Annotated in this window: 11 protein-coding genes; 8 read left to right on the top strand and 3 right to left on the bottom strand. The window is 69.3% G+C overall.

Annotation, left to right across the window (positions count from 1 at the left end; genetic code table 11):
• The 4 genes from MXD61_RS06475 to MXD61_RS06490 all read left to right on the top strand — a co-directional run.
• Nucleotides 1–1279: MmgE/PrpD family protein (locus MXD61_RS06475; RefSeq protein WP_248811918.1), on the top strand; the 1279-nt coding region annotated here is incomplete at its 5' end.
• Nucleotides 1263–2378: a phenazine antibiotic biosynthesis protein gene (locus MXD61_RS06480; RefSeq protein WP_248811919.1), complete on the top strand. Its 1116-nt coding sequence runs from the start codon at nt 1263–1265 to the stop codon at nt 2376–2378. The genes MXD61_RS06475 and MXD61_RS06480, both read left to right, overlap by 17 nt.
• A gap of 75 nt (nt 2379–2453) precedes the next feature.
• Nucleotides 2454–4043, top strand: a complete 1590-nt coding sequence (locus MXD61_RS06485) for an acyl-CoA carboxylase subunit beta (protein ID WP_308222688.1) — start codon at nt 2454–2456, stop codon at nt 4041–4043.
• A gap of 152 nt (nt 4044–4195) precedes the next feature.
• The gene (locus MXD61_RS06490) at nt 4196–4960 is read left to right on the top strand and encodes a bifunctional 2-polyprenyl-6-hydroxyphenol methylase/3-demethylubiquinol 3-O-methyltransferase UbiG (protein ID WP_248811921.1); all 765 of its coding nucleotides are present in this window, start codon (nt 4196–4198) and stop codon (nt 4958–4960) included.
• 260 nt (nt 4961–5220) lie between these two features.
• On the opposite strand, the gene MXD61_RS06495 is transcribed toward MXD61_RS06490, so the two are convergent.
• The 3 genes from MXD61_RS06495 to MXD61_RS06505 all read right to left on the bottom strand — a co-directional run bounded on the left by MXD61_RS06495 (nt 5221) and on the right by MXD61_RS06505 (nt 11562).
• On the bottom strand, nt 5221–6459 hold the full coding sequence (locus MXD61_RS06495; RefSeq protein ID WP_248811922.1) for an IS4 family transposase: 1239 nt from the start codon (nt 6457–6459) through the stop codon (nt 5221–5223).
• A gap of 32 nt (nt 6460–6491) precedes the next feature.
• Nucleotides 6492–9962, bottom strand: coding sequence for an indolepyruvate ferredoxin oxidoreductase family protein (locus tag MXD61_RS06500; protein WP_248811923.1), 3471 nt, complete (start codon nt 9960–9962; stop codon nt 6492–6494).
• A gap of 208 nt (nt 9963–10170) precedes the next feature.
• A complete protein-coding gene (locus tag MXD61_RS06505) occupies nt 10171–11562 on the bottom strand; it encodes a carboxylesterase family protein (protein WP_248811924.1) in 1392 nt (463 codons plus the stop codon).
• Between the two features lie 214 nt (nt 11563–11776).
• Here MXD61_RS06505 and pabB point away from each other — a divergent pair, with 214 nt between their 5' ends.
• The 4 genes from pabB to MXD61_RS06525 form a co-directional block, all read left to right on the top strand.
• Nucleotides 11777–13879, top strand: coding sequence for an aminodeoxychorismate synthase component I (gene pabB / locus MXD61_RS06510; protein WP_248811925.1), 2103 nt, complete (start codon nt 11777–11779; stop codon nt 13877–13879).
• Nucleotides 13876–15105, top strand: coding sequence for a 4-hydroxybenzoate 3-monooxygenase (locus MXD61_RS06515; protein WP_248811926.1), 1230 nt, complete (start codon nt 13876–13878; stop codon nt 15103–15105). Before pabB ends, MXD61_RS06515 begins: the two co-directional genes overlap by 4 nt.
• Entirely contained in the window at nt 15106–16284 is a 1179-nt protein-coding gene (locus MXD61_RS06520) for an FAD-dependent oxidoreductase (protein WP_248811927.1), read from the top strand.
• A gap of 66 nt (nt 16285–16350) precedes the next feature.
• A partial coding sequence (locus tag MXD61_RS06525; RefSeq protein ID WP_248811928.1) for a beta-ketoacyl synthase N-terminal-like domain-containing protein occupies nt 16351–19718 on the top strand: 3368 nt, incomplete at its 3' end.

Consider the following 19718-nt stretch of genomic DNA (forward strand, 5'->3'; position numbering starts at 1 on the left):
CCCGGGGGGGCCGGGGGGGGGGGCCCGGCGGGGGCCCGCCGGGGGGGGGGCGCCGCGGTCGGCCCCCCACCCCACGGGCGCGGCCTTCGTCAACGGAACCCTCGCGCACTGCACGGACTTCGACGACACGCACCTTCCGTCCCTGCTGCACCCGGGGGCCGCGGTGATTCCGGCGGTCCTCGCCGTCGCCGAGGTGACCGGTGCGGACGGCCCGGAGTCGCTGGACGCCATGCTGCTCGGCATCGAGTTGTGCATCCGGCTGGGAATGGCCGGATTCGACGAGGAACGGCGCAACTCGATCTACTTCGACCGGGGGCAGCACGCGACCTCCCTCTGCGGTGCGATCGCTAGCGCGGTGGCGGTATCGGCCCTGCTGTCAGGTGACGCCGCCACGATCACCTCGGCCGGCGCGATCGCCGCCAGCATGAGTTCCGGCCTGATCGAAGCCAACCGGACCGGGGGAAGTGTCAAACAGATACACACCGGGTGGGCCGCCCACTGCGGTGTGGCCGCCGCTCAGCTGGCCGCGGCCGGCCTGACCGGGCCACACACGGTGCTGGAGGGCCGATTCGGATTCTTCACCGCATTCTGCGGCGAGCGCTCCGTGCCCCAGGTTGTCACCGACGATCTCGGCGAGCTGTGGCACGCCGACCAGGTACAGATCAAGCGTTACCCCTGCAACTACTTCACCCACGCCGGCGTGGACTGCGCGCTGGAGCTGCGGGCCCGTGGCGTCCGGCCCGCCGACGTGGCGGGCATCGAACTGGGCGTACCCGAACCGGCGCTGCGCACCATCGCCGAACCACGCGCCGCCAAGATCACCCCCGTCGGCGGCTACGCGGCTGCGTTCTCCGGGCCCTACACCTTCGCCGCCGCGTTGACCGGGGGCGGCGGGCTCGGGGTCCACCTGGCGGATTTCACCGACGAGGCCGCCCGGCGTGCAGAGGTCGTCGACCTCGCGGCGCGGATCGGCTGCTCCGCCGATGCGGAGTGCACGGAGGTGTTCCCGCGCCGGATCGGGACCCGGGCCCGGGTCACGCTGCGGGACGGGCGGGTCGAGGAGGTCCTGCGTTTCAACGATCGTCCGGGGCTGACCTACGGGGTCACCGGAGCGGAGTTGAACACGAAATTCGCGCTCAACTGTGAGGTGTTCGGCGCGGAACGGTCGGCCCTCGTGTCGGCCGAGATCCGGTCCCTGGTCAGTGCGACGTCCGCTAGATCCGTGATGTCGCTGCTGCGTACTGAGGGAAAGGAACGAGAACGTGGAGGCTCAGATTAAGCCGAATGACGATCCTCAATGGGCGGTACTCGATCCCGCGGGGTGGCCCGATGACGATGTCGAGTACCTGCGCACGGCGATGCGGTGGCATTTCGGCGAGGACACCGGATCCCCGTTCTGGCTGCGCAGGGCGGAGACCCTCGGGTTCGACCCGATGCGGGAGATCTGGAGCTACGAGGACCTGCGACGCTTCCCGAACGTCGTCGACGAGACCCGTGACATCCCGGTCGAGGACCTCATTCCCCGTGGTTACGGGAAGAACCCGCCCGCGCCCCGGGTCTTCGAGTCCGGCGGCACCACCGGCGTGCCGAAACGGATCATCCTCATGCCCGACTGGATGGACAGCGCCATCGACCGGATGATCGCCGGCCCCCAGTTCGCGGGGCGGGAACCCGGCAACATCCTGGTTGCGGTCCCCGGCGGGCCGCACAAGGCGGGCAGCCTGTACGACTACGTCGCCGCCCGGCAGAAGACGATCAAGTTCACCATCGACATCGACCCGCGCTGGGTGAAGAAGCTGGTCAAGACGAGGCAGCACGAGCAGGCCGCCGCCTATGTCGAGCACCTGCTGGACCAGATCGAGCACGTGCTGTCCAGCCAGCGGGTGTCCATGATGGTGATCACGCCGCCGCTGCTTCGCGCCTGCGCACGCCGGCCCAGCCTCGTCGACCTGATCAACTCGAAGATCGAGCTCGTCTTCTGGGGCGGTGCGCACATGACCGTGGACGAACGGTTCGAGCTGAAGTACGAGTACTTCCCGAACGCGCGGATGCTGAGCAGGTACAGCAGCGCCATGATCCTCACCGGTGCCCGTGAGCGGCAGGGCACGGGCGAGGACGAGGACCTGATCTACGACCCGCCGAGCCCGGTGGTCACCTTCCGGGTCGTCGAACCGGAGACCGGCGAACCGGTGGGCTACGGCAGTCGCGGCCAGGTGGTGATGAGCCACATCAGCAAGGGCATGTTCCTGCCGAACAACGCCGAGCGGGATTCCGCCATCCGCGTGCGCGCCCTGCCGGGACAGATCGGCGACTCCGTCTCCTCGCCTGCTCCGCTGGACGAGTTCGGAGGTGAACGTGTCATCGAGGGCATCTATTGATGATCGGGAGCGGCTGGAGGTCACGACGACCCGCCGGCGTGGGATGCGTTACGCCGCTGCGGCGATGGGGGACCGGTGACCGAGACCCACGCACGGCCGTCGACGTATTCGGCCAACGGCGTCTCCCGGCTGGACGAGCTCGGCCGACGGCGCGAGGAGGCCCGGGCCCCGGGCTCGGCTGAGGCGGTGCGCACCCAGCGGCGCAAGGGAAAGCTGACGGCGCGGGAGCGGATCGAGCGGTTGCTGGACCCGGGTTCGTTCGTCGAACTCGACGAGTTTGTGCGGCACCGGGTGACGGGCTGGGGCATGGCCGACCGCAGGCCGTACGGGGACGGCGTCGTGACCGGGCACGGGACCGTGGACGGCAGGCCGATCTGCGTGTTCAGCCAGGATTTCACCGTCTTCGGCGGGACGCTGGGCGAGGCGTTCGGCCAGAAGATCGTGAAGGTGCTGGATCTCGCGTTGCGTACCGGATGCCCGGTCGTGGGCATCAACGACGGTGCCGGAGGGCGGATTCAGGAGGGGGTTGCCGCTCAGGCCCTCTACGGGGAGATCTTCTACCGCAATGTGGCGGCCTCGGGGGTGATCCCCCAGATCTCCATGATCATGGGGCCGTGTGCGGGTGGTGCGGTGTACTCGCCCGCGATCACCGACTTCACCGTGATGGTCGAGGGCACCTCGCACATGTTCATCACCGGGCCCGAGGTCATCAGCGCCACCAATGGCGAGCGGATCGGTCTCGACGAGCTGGGCGGCGCTCGGGTGCACGGTTCCCGATCCGGCTGTACACACTACGCGGCTGCGGACGAGGAGGACGCCTTCGACTACGTGAAGACGCTGCTCGCGTACCTGCCGTCCAACAACCTCGAGGAGCCGCCCCTGTTCGCGGGCGATCCCGGCGCCCGCACGAGCCACATCCCGGAACTCGACGGGATCGTCCCCGGCTCCCCGCGCGAGCCGTACGACATGCGCGCGGTGATCTCCGCCGTCGTCGACGGCGGAGAACTGCTCGAAGTGTCCCCCGATTTCGCGGCCAACATCGTCGTCGGCTTCGCCCGGCTCGACGGCCACAGCATCGGAGTTGTGGCCAACCAGCCGGCTCACCTGTCCGGATGCCTCGATATCGATGCCAGTGAAAAGGCCGCTCGGTTCGTCCGGCTCTGCGACGCGTTCAACATCCCGATCCTCACGTTCGTGGACACCCCCGGGTTCCTGCCCGGCGCGGATCAGGAATGGAACGGGATAATCCGGCGTGGTGCCAAGCTGATCTACGCCTACGCCGAGGCGACCGTGCCATTGATAACGGTGGTGACCGGAAAAGCCTACGGTGGCGGTTACGTGGTCATGGGGTCGAAGCACCTGCACGCGGATGTCAACCTGGCCTGGCCGTCGGCACGAATCGCCGTGATGGGGGCCAGGGGCGCGGTCAGCGTGCTGTACCGGAGGGAACTCGCGGTCGCGCCGGACCCCGAGCTGGCGCGGGCCAGGCTCACCGGCGACTACGAATCACACCTGGAAACCCCTTATGTCGCGGCCGAACGCGGCTATGTGGACGCGATCGTGGCCCCGTCGGAGACCAGAGCCAAGATCACCGCAGCCTTACGCCTTCTACGGAAGAAGCAAGAACAACGCATACCGAGGAAACACGGGAACATCCCCCTGTGATCACGGTATCGGGTGATGGCACGTCCGGCCCGGCTGTGGCACCGGGAACGTGAGATCGTACCGGCCCGGCGCAGCGCGCAGGGAACCGCAATCCTCGGAAGTGGGGTAAGATGCAGCGTGTCGATTCGACCGCTCGGTACGGGAGCCACTGCATGACATTTCTCCAGAAGCCCTATCTTGAACGTGAATTCGCGGAAGGTTTCGGGGCGCTGGCGATTCAGTACGATCGCTTTCGCCCAAGCTTTCCTGAAGAACTGATGGACTGTCTCGCTACACTCCGGCCGTCGGAGATTCTCGATGTCGGCTGCGGCACCGGGAAAGTCTCGGTCGCGCTGGCGAAACGTGGGCTCGATGTACTCGGCGTCGAGCCCGACGCCCGGATGGCCGAGGTGGCTCGGGAACATGGCGTGTCCGTCGAGGTTTCCGGGTTCGAAGACTGGGAAGATGCCGGACGTCGATTCGATCTCATCGTCACCGGCGACGCATGGCACTGGATCGACCCGGAGCGGGGCAACGAGCGAGCGGCTGAACTGCTGAAGCCGGGAGGCACCATCGCCCGCTTCTGGACCTACCACGAGCTGGACGTCACCGTGCTCGAGGCTTTTGACCCCCTCTACCAGGAGTACGCGCCGGCCGTCCGCATGGGCGGGTACGTCCCCAAGGACCGGGATGAGCCCATCGATCCGCTGGCCGGGCACGAGGCCTTCGTCTCCGTCGATGCGGCAACCTACCTCTGGGGTCTCGAGTTCACCTCCGCGGAGTGGGTGGGACTCGTTTCCACCCACAGTGACCACATGCGGCTCGAACCTGCCAAGCGCCATGCATTGTTGACGGGATTGGGGCAGGTCATCGACGACTTCGGAGGCACCGTTCGCACGAAGTCCACGACTATCGCTCAGTTCGCCAAGCACGCCTGACGTGGTGCTCCGCGGTCACGCCAGGCCCCAATGGCCGTAGGTTAAATGATCCCTTGGAGGTTTGAGGGATGGTTGGTCATCGGAAGTCGAGGCAGTGGAGTTCGAGACGGTGGGTGACGGGCCGGGTGGGTGGATCGTCGGTCTTGCGGCGGGGGTAGTCGCTGTGCCTGCGGGTCTTGCGGGGTGCGGTGCGGTCGGGGTGGTTACGGATGGCCAGGCGCGGGTCGCAGATCTCGAGGAGGAACGCGAGGAGTGCCTGTTCAGGGGGGGGGGAAAGCCGCGGTCCCGATGGAATCGGACGCGGCGGCCAGGGCCCGACGGAAACTGATCTTGTCGGGTGGGGTGCCGGTGGTGTCGGCGGCGACGCCGATGAGGCGGGCGAGGGCCTGGTAGACGGCGAACAGGGCCCACATCTCCTGGGCGACGCCTTCGGGGTCCTTGCTGCGCAGGACGGGTCGTCCTTCACCGAGATCGGTCTTGTGGTGGCCGATCACGGTCTCGCATCCCCACCTGGTCGGGTAGGCGCAGGCCAGGTCGAGCATGGACCATTCCTCGGGGTCGAGCAGGTCGGTGACCAGGCAGAACAGCTCTGAGCTGGTCGGGCCGTCGGCGGTGGTGGAGTGCACGGTGTACTCGATCACCCGGACCGTCAGTGGTGGTCCGTCGCGTGTGCGGGCAGGTGTCAGCTCGGCGAGGTAGCTGCCGTCGTCGAGGACGCGGACCGGAGCCAGCGTGAAGTTCGCCTTCGCCCGCCACAGCAGGTGCGCCCCGGTCGCCACGACCTCGCTGGCGAGCCGGTGGGACAGGAAGTTGCGGTCGGCCAGGGTCAGCATGCCCGGGCCCAGATGCGCCAGCAGGTCACGGGCCAGCGCCGGCTCGCCCGTGGTCCACGGGCCGAACGACGCGCCCAGCAGGGCACCGGTGGCGGCCTCGGCGGCGATGACCCAGCGAACCTTCGGGAACGGCGCCGGCCCGCCGGCGTTCGACGGCCCGGCGAAGAACACCCGGTTCTTCTCCGTGTCCGGCAGATCACAGGTCGACCCGTCGATCTGCACCAGCCGCAGGCCGTGCAGGAACACCCCCGTCTGACCAGCCACCCCGACCGGCCCCGCCGCATGCTCGAACAGCATCCGCACCGGATCCGACCCGATCCGCGCCCGCGCCTCACCCAGCGACGGGCTCGCCGGTAACGACCAACCCGCCCCACCCGGCTCACCCGCCACCAACGCAGCGGCCCGGCGCTGGAAGTGCAGCCCGCTGGTCAACCGGGCCAGCACCTGCACATAGCCACAGTTGCGCCCCCGGAACAGCCACAACGCCAACACGAAGTACACCACCAGCCGCGACGGCAACAACCGGCGGCGAACCTCCGCGGTGTCCGTCACCGCCAACACCCGGTCCACCAGCTCCGGCGGGTACACCCGCGTCAACACACCCACCGTCACCCGGTCCGGCAACCAGCCCTCCGGCGACAGCCCCTCACTCCCGTCATGCCCCACAGACCAAGCCTACGACACGACAATCCCTTAACCTACGGCCATTGTGCCAGGCCCTCGACATCGATGCCCTCGGCCGCAAGGAGTTCCCGGTAGGCGGCGACGTTCGCGAGTTTGACGCTTTCGTAACCCCGGACGAGGTCGGGCAGGCCGGCGATGCGGACCGCTCGCTCGTAGTTCTCCGACGTGAGGCTTTCGGCCAGGGTGGTGATGAGCTCGCGGTAGTGTGCGACCAGGGCTCGCTCGATCTGCCGGACGTGGGCGTACCCGAAGACGTCGAACGGGGTCCCACGCAGTTTCTTCAGCCTGGCGAGCAGGCGCAGCGCGCCGTGGGAACGCGGTCGGAATGCGACCTTCTTCTTTCGTCCCAGCGCGCGAAGAAAGGGAGGGTGGAGCCGGAAGGTCACGCGAGCGCTCCCGGGCAACTGGGCCGTCGCTGCCTCAGCCGACCCGGGGGCGGTGAGGAGACGGGCGACCTCGTACTCGTCCTTATACGCCGTGAGCTTGAACAGGTAGCGCGCGACGGCCTCGCTGAAGCCGCTCTCCGTGGTGACAGCACACTCCGCGTCCCTTACTCGTTGGACGAAGTCGATGTAGTTCACGGCGGTTTTGACGTCCTGGTAGGCAACCAGCTCGGCGGCTCGAAGCTCCACGAGGCGCCGGACCTCGCCGTCGAGGGACGTCGCGGCCGGCGCCGGAAGCGAGATCGGGTCTTTCGCTTGTTTCCTGGGTGCAACCGCGGCGGCGAAGGTGCCGGGGAGTGCGATGGCGGCGCGCCCCCAGCGGAAAGCCGCAACGTTGGCGGCCACGGCGACCCCGTTGATGCCGATGGCCTTCTCGATGGCGTCGGCGGGGATTCGTAGTGCGCCGCTCTGGTGGGCGGCACCGACGACGAGGAAGTTCGCGGCTGCGGTGTTCCCGAAGAGCGTCTCCGCGGCGCCGACGGCGTCGAGCGTATGGAGCTCCGCCGTCATCGAATCCAGGCGCGCGGCAAGCTCGTCCGCGGCCGGATAGCTGACGGTCAGGTCGTACACCATGTCGCCGGTCGGTGTCTCGCTGGTCGATGCGATGGCGATGGTCGTGGCGGGATTGGCATGGGCCAGATTGCGGGGTTCGGCTGCGGTAAGCAGGTCGAAGGCGAGGATGCAGGTCGAAGCGCCCGGTGAGATGCGGTTCGAGGGCTGGACGTGGTTATCGGAGAAACGCAGGTGACCGGTGACGGGCCCGGCCTTCTGGCTCAGCCCGGTCTGGTTCAGTGTCTCGACCTCGTATCCCGCCAGGGCTGCGGCGGTGGCGAGCACCTGGTTGACGGTGACGATGCCGGTGCCGCCGATGCCCGCGAGGAAGACGTCCTGAGGGCACGATGGTCCGGGCGACGCGGGAGCCGGGACCGTCGGCGGAGCGGGGATTTTCCGGCGCTCCTGCCGGGCGTCGGGGTCGATCTCGACGGTGCCGAAGGAGGGGCAGTCGCCGTCGAGGCAGCTGTAGTCGGTGTTGCAGGAGGTCTGGTCGATGCGGGTCTTGCGGCCGAACTCGGTGTCGACCGGGCGCACCGACAGGCAGTTGCTCTTGCGGCCGCAGTCGCCGCAGCCTTCGCAGACGGCTTCGTTGATGACGACCCTGGTCGTGCGCGCGGGTAGCTTCCCGCGCTTGCGCTGCCGCCGGGCGTCCGCGGCACAGTGCTGGTCATAGATCAGCACTGTGACGCCGGGAGTGTCCCGCAGCAGCCGCTGGGCCTCGTCGAGCCGGTCCCGGTGCCACAACAGCGTGCCCTTGGCCAGCTTGCGGCGGCGATGGCGCTCCGGCTCGTCGGCGCAGACGATGATCTGGCTGACGCCTTCGCGGGCGAGCTTGTGGGTCAGCGCTTCGACCGGGAGGACGCCCTCGACGTCCTGGGCACCGGTCATGGCGACGACCTCGTTGTAGAGCAGCTTGTAGGTGATGTCGACCCCGGCGGCGACGCACGCCTGGACGGCGAGCTGCCCGGAATGGAAGTAGGTTCCGTCGCCGACGTTCTGGAAGATGTGCGGGACGTCGGTGAAGGGCGCCTGGCCGATCCATTGGGCACCTTCGCCGCCCATCTGGGTGATCCCGACGACGGATGACGTTTGCCGTGCCTCGAGCGTCACCATCGTGTGGCAGCCGATGCCCCCGCCGCCGATCGAGCCCTCGGGCAGCACGGTCGAGCGGTTGTGCGGGCACCCGCTGCAGAAGTACGGCGCGCGCGAGGCGCTCAGCAGCGGGAGCTGGATCGGGCCAGGGGCCGGGGCGGCGAGCGGGACGCGGTCGCGGAGGACGCGGCGCAGCGGGCCCGCGAGCCGCCCGGCGGTCAGCTCGCCGTCGTGCGGGATGAGCGGCCGGCTTTCGGAGTCCCGCTTCCCGAGGACTCGGGGAGCGTGGGCGGTCCCGTAGAGCGCATCGCGGACGTGCGTCTCGAGGAACGCGGTCTTGTCCTCCACGACGAGGATCTCCTCGAGCCCGGCGGCGAACCCCCGCACGGCGGCCTGATCGACCGGGTGGATCATGGCCATCCGCATGACCCGGACGCCGGACTCCTTCAGCTGGGCGTCATCGACACCGAGGTCGAGAAGGCTCTGGCGGAGCGCGTCGTAGGTGCTCCCAGAGGCGATCAGACCCATGGTGGGGGTGGCCGGATCGACTTCGACCGGGTTGAGCTTGTTGGCGGCCGCGTAGGCGAGGACCGTCGCGGAGCGCGGGCCGTACAGGTCCGCCTCGGCCGACTGGAGGTGGCCCGGGGTGAGATCGACGGTCCGCTGCCGATAGGTCCAAGGCCGGCCGTCCCAGGGGGTCGGCGGAGTGGCCGTCTCCGCCCGGGAGACGGTGTCGTCCACGGTCCAGGCGCCATCCGCGACGTCGGTGACGATCTTCAGCGCCACCAGGCAGCCCGAGGCCCGGGACAGGGCGATTCCGTGCAGTCCCAGGATGATGATCTCGGCTGCGTTGCGCGGGAACAGCACGGGGATCCCGAGCGCGGCCAGGGACCGCTCGCTGACCGCGGGCACGGACGAGGACTTGCCGGCCGGGTCGTCGCCGACGAGCAGCAGCACGCCGCCGTTCGGGTTGACTCCGAACATGTTCGCGTGCCGGAGCGTGTCGGTGGCGCGGTCCAGACCTGGCCCCTTGCCGTACCAGATGCCGACCACGCCGTCGTAGCGCGAGGTGCCGATCGGGAGATCGGTCTGGGAACCCCAGACCGCCGTGGCCGCGAGTTCCTCGTTGAAACCGGGCACGAACGTGACGTCGTTCGCGGCCAGGACGTCGGGCATGCCGGCGAGCAACCGGTCGACGCCCGCCAGCGGGCTGCCCTGGTAGCCCGACACGAACGCGGCCGTTCGACGGTGGTGGCGCCGGTCCAGCTCGTGCTGCTCGACGAGCAGCCGCGCGATAGCCTGTACCCCGGTCAGCAGCCGGGGCTCGGCGCCGGTCCGGTAGCGGTCGTTCAGGTCGTACGCGGCAGCCGCGTGACGCTGCAGAGTGTCAGCCATCGCCTCTCCGTGTTCCGGGCGTTGCGGCGGAAGGTCGTTAGGGCGCTCGTGCCTGCCGGACAACCTCAGGCGCGACACCGCGATCAGCGTTCCCGGGTCGCCCGGGCAGATCGGACCCGGCCTCGGCGCCCCGGCTGGTGGAGACCTTCGGTGGCGGGGAAGTCGTCGAGGGCAGCTACCGGGGGCGGGAGTTCGTCTCGGCCGGCGCTTACCGGGCGCCGACGTTCGATGGCGCCGTGATCTCGTGCGTCACCGGCGCCTGCGGAGACCATTCCGGCCAGGGCGGGCGCCCTTCCCGGGCCAGCGCGATCAGGGCGTTCTGCTCCTGCGCCCCGACCAGCCGGTCGGTCTCCGCTCCGTCGTTTCCCTCGGTGTCGACGAACAATGACGCCATGTCGGTGCCGTGCACCGGGCGATCCGCCATGGAAGGGTTGTGGGCCGCGAGGTTTGAGTTGGTCGGCGCGTAGCAGAATTTCTGCAGCCACACCTTCCGACCGGCTTGGTGGGCGGCCTGCAGCAATCGGTCGGTGGGCTCCCAGAAGTATTTCTCCGAGAGCAGCCTGGTCTTCGCGTCCCGGTCGGCTGTGGAATCACCCGTGGCCACCGCGTCGTAGGCGCGGTCGAAGACCACGTCGCCCATGGCGACGAAGATGCCAGCCTCGTCCGACGTCACCGACATCAGCACGGGCACGTCGGCAATGCCCCCCGCGCGGATCGTCTCCAGCGGCGGCCGGGGTACGACGGTGCCGTCGACGAAAGGCCGGTATCGGACCGAGACCCCCCGCTCGAGCAGCTTCCCGTGGATGTGCCGCAACCCCACGTTCGGGAGTCGGGTCAGGTCATCGGGTGAGTTCGCCAGTGGCCCGGCCGCGCCGAGGAACTCCTCGGTGAAGCGCACCGCGGCCTCCTCGGACATGGGCACCTCGGCGTTGCCGCTGTAGATCGCCGCCCGGTGGAACAGCCCGTGGGCCGCGGGTGTGCCGAGCAGCGTCGCGATGTCGCAACCGCCGGAGGACATGCCGAACAGCGTGACGTTGCCCGGGTCGCCGCCGAAGCCGGCGATGTTGTCCCTGATCCAGCGAAGCAGCATGACATGGTCGAGGACCTCGAGGTTGGCGCTGTCCGCGAAGTCCGGGTCGTGGCCGCCCAGGTAGAGGCAGCCCCACAGGCCGAGACGGTAGTTCGCGGTGATCACGACGGCACCGTGCCGGGCGGCGAAGTGCCACGGGTCGATCCAGCTGCTGGCACTGCCGTTCACCCGGCTGCCCCCGTGGAACCAGACCAGGACCGGCAGGGGCCCGTCTGGCCGCGGGCCGGGGGACCACACGTTCAGGTTGAGGCAGTCCTCGTTCTCCACGAGGTCGTCCATCGGGACGCGGTAGAGGCCCCGGCCCAGCTGGATCGGCAACTGCCAACTGACCGGTCCCCACCCGGTGGCCTCGATCTCCTCGCCCGGCGCCACCGGCACCGCCGGCCGGAAACGCCGCTCGACGCGCGCGTAGGGCACGCCCCGCCAGTTGGGCACCCCCCGGTCGAGAAAACCGCGCACCGGCCCGGACGTGGTGCCGACAACGAGATCTTTCTCGGTGGAATCACGCACGGTCTCGTCTCCGAATCCCCGGGAATTGATCGCTGCTCATGCTTCTGGTGGCGTCCGGACAATGTCAATAGGGGATATCAGCTCCCGATGAGCAGCCCCTAGGAATGATTCGGTCGACCCCTAGATCCGGTACCGGTGCTTGGCGGCCCAGTTGTGTCTGGGTAAGCATTAGACGTTCCCTTTAGCGGGTAATTGATCGTCGTCTGGAGGCCCGGTGCAGTCTGCGAGTCCGGCCGGCGAAGTGAAGCCGTCCGCCGGTCATGTGCGCACGTTGCTGGTGGACAACTACGATTCCTACACCTACAACCTCTTCCAGCTGATCGCGCAGGTCAACGGCGTGGAACCGGTGGTCGTCCGCAATGACGACCTGGCGCTGAGGGACGACAGCTTCCTCACCCGGTTCGACAACGTGGTGATCTCCCCGGGGCCCGGTCACCCCGAGGACGGGCGCGACTTCGGCGATGCCGCCCGGCCGCTGTCGCTGCCAGACCTGCCGGTGCTCGGGGTCTGCCTCGGCCACCAGGGCATCGCCCTGTTCCACGGGGCCAAGGTGCGCTCAGCCAGTATGCCGAGGCACGGCCACCTCTCGCGGATCACCCACCTGGACCAGGGCGTCTTCGAAGGTCTGCCCCAGGACTTCACCGCAGTGCGCTACCACTCCCTCGCCGTGGACTCCCTGGCCTCGACGTCCCTGGAGGCGATCGCCTGGGCCGAGGACGGCGAGATCATGGGCATCCGCCACACCGGCCGGCCGCACTGGGGTGTGCAGTTCCACCCCGAGTCGGTGGCCTCCGAGCACGGCGCCCGGATCCTCGAGAACTTCCGCGACCTGACCCGGCGCCGCAGCACCGGGCGCCGGAGCCCGCCGGTGGCCCGCCCGGACGGGGCGGGCTCGTTCGTCATCCGCGTGTCGACCCTGGAACGCGAGGTCGACGCGGAGACGGTCTACGTCGGTCTCTACCGCGACAGTTCCCACTCGTTCTGGCTCGACAGCAATCGCTGCGAGCGCGGCTTGGCGCGGTTCTCGTACCTGGGCGATGCCTCGGGCCCGCTCAGCGAGGTGCTGAGCTACTCGGTGACCGACGACGCGGTCGTCGTGGAATCCCCGGACGGCGTCCAAAGCCTGGTCGAGGGGAACATCTTCGACGTACTGAGCTGGCGCCTGGCCGAGTCGCGGGTCGAGCTGGACGTGCCGTTCGACTTCAACGGCGGGTACGTCGGCTACTTCGGGTACGAGATGAAGGAGCACTGCGGCTTCGTCAACCGCCACAAGGCCGAGACTCCCGACGCGAAGTGGATGCGCGCCGACCGGCTCGTCGTCGTCGACCATCTCGAGCACCGGACCTACCTGGTGGCGCTGTGCCGGCCGGGGGCCGCGTCCGTCCTCGAAGCCGATGCTTGGCTGGCCCGCACGGCCTCGGCCGTCGACGCGCTCGAGAAGGCGGGGCCGGTGCCGGCCGAGCCGGGCCGGAGCCCCGACGTGGACGTCCCGGCGTCCTTCGTGCGGGACCGGGAGACCTACCTCGCCGACATCGCCGAGTGCCACCGGCAGCTGCGAGCGGGGGAGAGCTACGAGATCTGCCTGACCAACATGCTCCGGACCACGGTCCCGGGCAACGACCTCGCCTTCTACCTGCGGATGCGACGTACCAACCCGGCGCCCTACAGCGCGTTCCTGCGGTTCGGCGAGCTGCGGATCTTGAGCTCCTCACCCGAGCGTTTCCTGCGGATCGACCGCCACCAGATGGTCGAGAGCAAGCCCATCAAGGGCACCGCGGCCCGCAGCGAGGATCCCGCGACCGACGAGTCCCGGCGGCTGGACCTGGCCCGCAGCGCGAAGACCCGGGCCGAGAACCTCATGATCGTCGACCTCGTGCGCAACGACCTCGGCCAGGTCTGCGAGGTCGGGAGCGTGCACGTCCCGAAGTTCATGGCGACCGAGTCCTATGCCACCGTGCACCAGCTGGTCTCCACGATCAGGGGGCGGCTGCGGCCGGCGGTGAGCGCCGTCGACTGTGCGAAGGCGAGCTTCCCAGGCGGCTCGATGACCGGGGCGCCCAAGCTGCGCACGGTCGAGATCACCGACCGGCTGGAGTCCGAGGCCCGCGGCGTCTACTCCGGGGCGCTCGGCTACTTCGGGTACAACGGGTCGGCCGATCTCAGCATCGTGATCCGGACTGCCGTCTTCTGGCGCGACGTCGTCCTAATCGGCGCGGGCGGAGCCATCGTGCTCGACTCTGACCCGGTCGACGAGTACGAGGAGATGCTGCTCAAGGCGCGCGCCGTGCTGCGGGATCCGGCCCGGCAGCAGCGATGAGGACGCTGCGGACGAAGGTCGCCGTCGTCGGTGCCGGCCCGGCCGGGCTGTACCTGTCGCACGAGCTGCGCACCCACGGCGTCGAGTCCGTGCTGGTCGAGTGGTGCAGCCGTGAGCACTTGGAACGACGGGTGCGGGCCGGGCTGCTCGAGGAGGGCACGGTGCGGCTGCTGCGCGGCTCCGGGCTGGCCGGCCGGCTGGACCGGCAGGGCCTGGTGCACGACGGTTTCCAGCTGCGCTTCGAGAACACCCGCCAGCGGATCTCGACCGTGTCGCTGATCGGTGAGCCGACCTACATCTACGGTCAGCAGGAAGTTGTCAAGGACCTGCTTTCCGCTCGTCCGCCGGACGACGGTTCGCTGTATTTCGACGCGCAGGACGTCCAGATCGCGGGGATCACCGGCAACAACCCCTCCGTCGCGTTCACGGTGAGCAGGGAGCAGGTCGTCGTCGAGGCCGACTTCATCGCTGGCTGCGACGGATACCACGGCGTGTCCCGCGCGAGCATACCTGCGGCGTCCCTCGCCTTCCACAGTCGGCGCTACCCGTTCGACTGGATCGGGCTGCTGGTCAGCGCGGCGCCCTTCGCGTCCGAACTGGTCTACTCCGTGCACCCGCGCGGCTTCGCCCTTGCGAGCATGCGCACGCCCGAGGTCAGCCGCCTCTACCTGCAGACCGACGCCCGGGACGAGCAGAGCAACTGGCCCCATGAACGGATCTGGGACGAACTCGGGCAACGGCTGTACCTCGACGAGAGCCGGACGCGGGAGCGGGGAGCGATTCTCGAGCAGGTCAGGGTTCCGCTCCGGGCCACCGTCGCGGAGCCCATGCAGTTCGGTCGGCTCTTCCTCGTAGGCGACGCCGCCCACATCTTCCCGCCCACCGCTGCCAAGGGGCTGAACGTGGCGCTCGAGGATGCGAGCGTGCTCGCCCACGCCCTCATCGGGTGGTTCCACCGCGGTGAGGTCGGTCCCCTTGAGGGCTACTCGGCCACGCGCCTGCGTGCGGTCTGGCGCGCCCAGGACTTCTCGGCCTGGCTGACCTGGCTGTTCCACCCGGTGGCGGACGCGACACAGTTCGACCACCGCCGCCGGATCGCGAGCCTGACGCGGCTGGCCGAGGCCGGCAGCAGCGCCGTCGCCTTCGCCGACGAGTACGTCGGCCGCTCTCGGCGCCGGCCGCCCTCACTTTCCTACATTCACGAACTCGACGGTATGGAGGCTTGAGTGGCCACTCAACGGTGGGAGGCAGGGCGGGCATTGATCGTCGGCGCTGGCGTCGCCGGCTTGACTGCGGCGCTGAGTTTGCACCGGCGTGGCTGGGAAATCCTAGTCGTGGAGAAGGCCCCTGGCAACCGCAACGGCGGGACGTGGATCAGCTTCCGGGGCGTGGGCTACCAGGCGGCCGAGCGGTTGGGCATCCTCCCGCGGCTCGTCGAGGCGCAGCTGCCGTGGGAGGACATCCACATGTTGGACACTGACGGACGGCTGCGTGTCGTCTGGCGGGCGGCCACACAACTGGCGCTGATGAACGAGCCGACCTTGCACGTCCCACGCGACAAGATCGCGGACATCCTGCTCGATGCGCTGGACGGCGAGGTGAAGATCGAGTACGGCACGACCGTGTCGAGCATCACCCAGGACGAGTCCGGCGCCGAGGTCGTTCTGTCGAACGGTGTCAGTGAGCGCTTCGACCTGGTGATCGGCGCTGACGGTGTCAACTCGGTCGTTCGCGAGCTGGCCTTCGGTCCGGAGACGGAGTTCCGAACCGACTTCGGTGACCTCTTGGCCCTCTACAACCTGGAGCGCAGTCCGGTCGACACCGGGGTCGAGCATCTCCTGAGCGGAGTCGGCCGGATGATCGCGGTCAGCCGCCTCGGCGACACCTTCTCGGTGATTTTCCTGTGGACGAGCACCGACCTGCCCGGCGACCTGTCCACCGATCTGTCCACGTCGGTCCGGCGCCGTTTCGGGGACCTCGGCTGGGCTGTCCCGGCCCTGCTGAAGGAGGCGGAGGCCGTCCCGTCGGCCTACTACGGGCCGGTGAGCCAGATCAAGATGGACACCTGGAGCCAGGGCCGGGTGGTTCTCGTCGGCGACGCGGCGTGGTGCACCGGATTCTACGCGGGTTTCGGCGCGTCGCTGGCCGTCGGCGGTGCCGGTCTCCTCGGTGACGTGCTGGAACGCCACCCCGGGGACATCACCACGGCGCTGCGCGAGTGGGAGGCCGAGTACCGCCCGATCGCGCTGAAGGTTCAGGCGCAGGCTCGTCGGGGACGCGAGAGCTTCTTCCTGCCGCCCAACGAGTTCGCGATCACGCTCCGGACGATCTTCCTGCGGATCGCCGGCAACTCCGTCACGACACGGCTGCTCCGTCTGTTCATGGGCGTCCAGTCCCCGAAGTAGGACCCGTCACTCTCCTCCCGGACGAGCATCCGCACCGGTACCTGGTCATAGAAGGTGAGTACGTAGTTGCATACCGAGCGAATTCGGCCCCTGAGCGAGATCGTCCGGACGAACGCCGCCCGCCTGGGCGGCAAGATCGCCTTCTCCGACGCGCATAGCAGCGTGACCTACGCCGACCTGGACCGGGACACCGCCCGCCTCGCAGGACACCTCGCCACGCTCGGCGTGGAACCCGGAGACCGGGTCGCGCTGTTCCTTGGCAGCTGCGTCGAGATGATCGAGAGCTACCTGGGGGTCGTCCGCGTTGCGGCGATCGGCGTGCCGCTCGCACCGGACTGCACGGATGAGGAACTGCGCTACTACCTCGGCGACAGCGGCGCGAAGGTAGTCATCACCTGGGCCGCCTACACCGATCAGGTCCGCCGGGCAGCGCACGGCAGCGGCGTCCGCGAGATCGTCGCGGTGGGAAGCGCGCCCGGAAGCATCTCCTTCGCCGACCTGATCGGATCGGAACCCGACACCCCCGCCCGGGACGGCCTCGGACTCGACGACCCGGCTTGGATGCTCTACACCTCGGGCACCACCGGCCGACCCAAGGGCGTCCTGTGCAGCCAGCGCAGCTGCCTGTGGTCGGTCGCCTCCAGCTACGTGCCAATGGCCCGGCTTGAGGAGCGGGACCGCATCCTGTGGCCGCTGCCCCTGCACCACAGCCTGGCCCACTGCCTGTGCCTGCTCGGCGTGACCGTCGTAGGCGCCTCCGCGCACATCGTGAGCGGATTCGCCGCCGACGAAGTGCTCGACACCCTGCGCCGGGAGCCGTTCAGCATCCTGTCCGGCGTCCCGGCCATGTATCACCTGCTGATCGCCGAGGCCCGGGCACAGCCCCTTGAGGCCCTGGGCCTGCGGCTGGCCCTCGTCGCCGGTGCGGTCACCTCCGACACCCTGCGCGCGGAGATCGAGGACACGTTCGGCGTCGCCGCGCTCAACACCTACGGCAGCACCGAGACGTGCGGGCCGATCACCATGAGCAGCCTCGACGAGCCCGCGCCGGTCGGGTCCTGCGGCCGTCCGGTCCCCGGTCTCGACGTACGGCTGGTGGACCCCGTCGCCGACCGCGACGTCGACACCGGCGAGGAAGGCGAGGTCTGGGTCCGGGGGCTGAGCCTGATGCTCGGCTACCACGACGCCCCGGCCGAGACCGAGGGCAGGTTCAGCGACGGCTGGTACCGCACCGGCGACCTGGCCCGCAGCGACCATGAGGGCTTCTTCCAGATCACCGGCCGGATCAAGGAACTCATCATCCGGGGCGCGGTCAACATCCACCCCAGCGAGATCGACGAGGCCATCCGGCCGGTCCCGGGGGTGGCGGACGTCGCGGCCGCCGGCAAGCACCACGACGTCCTCGGTGAGGTCCCGGTCGCCTTCCTGGTCGCCGGCGACAGCGGTCTCGAACCCGCCCGGGTCCTGGCCCGATGCCGCGAACGGCTGTCGGTCCACAAGATCCCCGAGGAGCTGTACGAGACGCGGCGCATCCCGCGGACGGGCTCGGGCAAGATCGCCCGCCATCTCCTCGTCGACACGCCCGCCCGGCTCCTGGCCGTCAACCGCGTCGGCCGGGCGACGGCGGCCACGCGCATCCCGGGTGCGGACGGGGGAGAGACGACACTGCCCATCGGCCGGAGCGGGACCCGCGCCGGCGCCCCGAACCCGTGGTTCGGGCCGTCCGACACCGTGATGATCTCGGGTGCCGCCACGACGCTCGGGGCGGCGGTGGCGGACCTGCTCGCCGACCGGTACTCCGTGAGCCGGCTCGTGCTCGTGGACACCGCTGAGTACCGGGACCACGTCGGCATGCTCGCCGACGGCATCGAACGGCGGACCGGCATCGAGGTCGTCCTGGGAACCGCCGACACGCCGGACGCGGGGATCACGGGCCTCGTCCACGTCGAGGACCCCGCCCGCGGAGGGGCGCCGAACGTCGAGGACCTGGTGACCGCATCGTCAGCGCGAACGGTCGTCCTCTGCGCCGACGCCGTTTCGCAGCCCATCGACGTGCTCGCCCGCCGTCACGACTCACCGGACCGGCGCGTCCTGTCCCTGACGTGCGACGGCTGGGCGGTCACCGGCGGCTTCCTGCGCACGGGCCTCTCGGATCCGTTGTCGGCGGTCGAGCTCGCCGGGGCGTTCGACTCCGCCGTCCGTTCCTCGGGCACCACGATGGCGATCACCGAGTTCGTGACGCAGGACGACCGACTCGCCGTGGCTGGTGCCACCGAGTTCTTGCGCGACCTGATCTACCGCGAGGTAGCCTCGACCGTCGGGGACGACGTGTTCGACCGGCAGCGGCCGTTCAAGGACCTCGGCCTGGACTCGGCCCGGACCGTCGCCCTCCGGAATCAGCTCGCCTCGCTGACCGGGCTGAACCTTTCGGTCTCGGCACTGTTCGACCACCCGACCCCGTCGGCTCTGGCCGACTTCCTGTCCTCCCAGGTGGCCGGGGAAACGCCCGCCGTCGCGGCCACGTCCGCGACGGCGGCGACGGACGAGCCGGTGGCGGTCGTGGGTGTGGGGGTGCGGCTGCCCGGAGGTGTGGACGGCCCGGCCGCGTTGTGGGAGCTGCTGTCGTCGGGTGCGGACGTGGTGGGGGAGTTCCCCACCGACCGGGGCTGGGACCTGGACGGCCTGTTCGACCCGGACGCGCCGGGGAAGTCCTACGTTCGTGAGGGCGGGTTCCTCACCGACGCGGCGGGCTTCGACGCGGGGTTCTTCGGGATCAGTCCGCGTGAGGCGTTGGCGATGGATCCGCAGCAGCGGTTGCTGCTGGAGACCTCCTGGGAGGCCCTCGAACATGCTGGGATCGACCCGTCCTCCCTACGGGGCCGGTACGTGGGCGTCTACACCGGGCTGATCGCCAACGACTACCAGTCCGCCGCCGACGCGGTCGTGCCGATTCCGGAGCTGGACGGATACCGGTCGACCGGTGACGCGCACAGTGTGGCGTCGGGGCGGATCTCGTATGTGCTGGGCTTGGAGGGTCCGGCGGTGAGTGTGGACACGGCGTGCTCGTCATCGCTGGTGGCGTTGCACTTGGCCGCCCAGGCGTTGCGAGCGGGTGAATGCTCAATGGCGCTGGCCGGTGGTGCGACCGTGATGGCCACTCCGGAGACCTTCGTGGAGTTCTCCAGGTTGCAGGGCATGGCCCTTGACGGCCGGTGTAAGGCGTTCTCGGACTCCGCCGACGGCATGGGCTGGGCCGAGGGTGCTGGGATTCTGGTCCTGGAACGCCTGTCGGACGCTCAGCGTCATGGGCACGAAGTGCTGGCGGTCGTCCGGGGCAGTGCGATCAACCAGGACGGTGCCTCCAACGGACTGACGGCCCCCAGCGGTCCGTCGCAGCAGCGGGTGATTCGTCAGGCGTTGGCGAGCGCTGGGCT

The organism is Frankia sp. AgPm24 (genome assembly GCF_023243055.1).
Classification (GTDB): Bacteria; Actinomycetota; Actinomycetes; order Frankiales; family Frankiaceae; genus Frankia; species Frankia umida.

Bases quoted from the DNA above. Each gene is read 5' to 3' on its own strand.
- MXD61_RS06500 (WP_248811923.1), bottom strand. From the start codon at position 9,962: ATGGCTGACACTCTGCAGCGTCACGCGGCTGCCGCGTACGACCTGAAC.
- MXD61_RS06515 (WP_248811926.1), top strand. From the start codon at position 13,876: ATGAGGACGCTGCGGACGAAGGTCGCCGTCGTCGGTGCCGGCCCGGCC.
- MXD61_RS06490 (WP_248811921.1), top strand. From the start codon at position 4,196: ATGACATTTCTCCAGAAGCCCTATCTTGAACGTGAATTCGCGGAAGGT.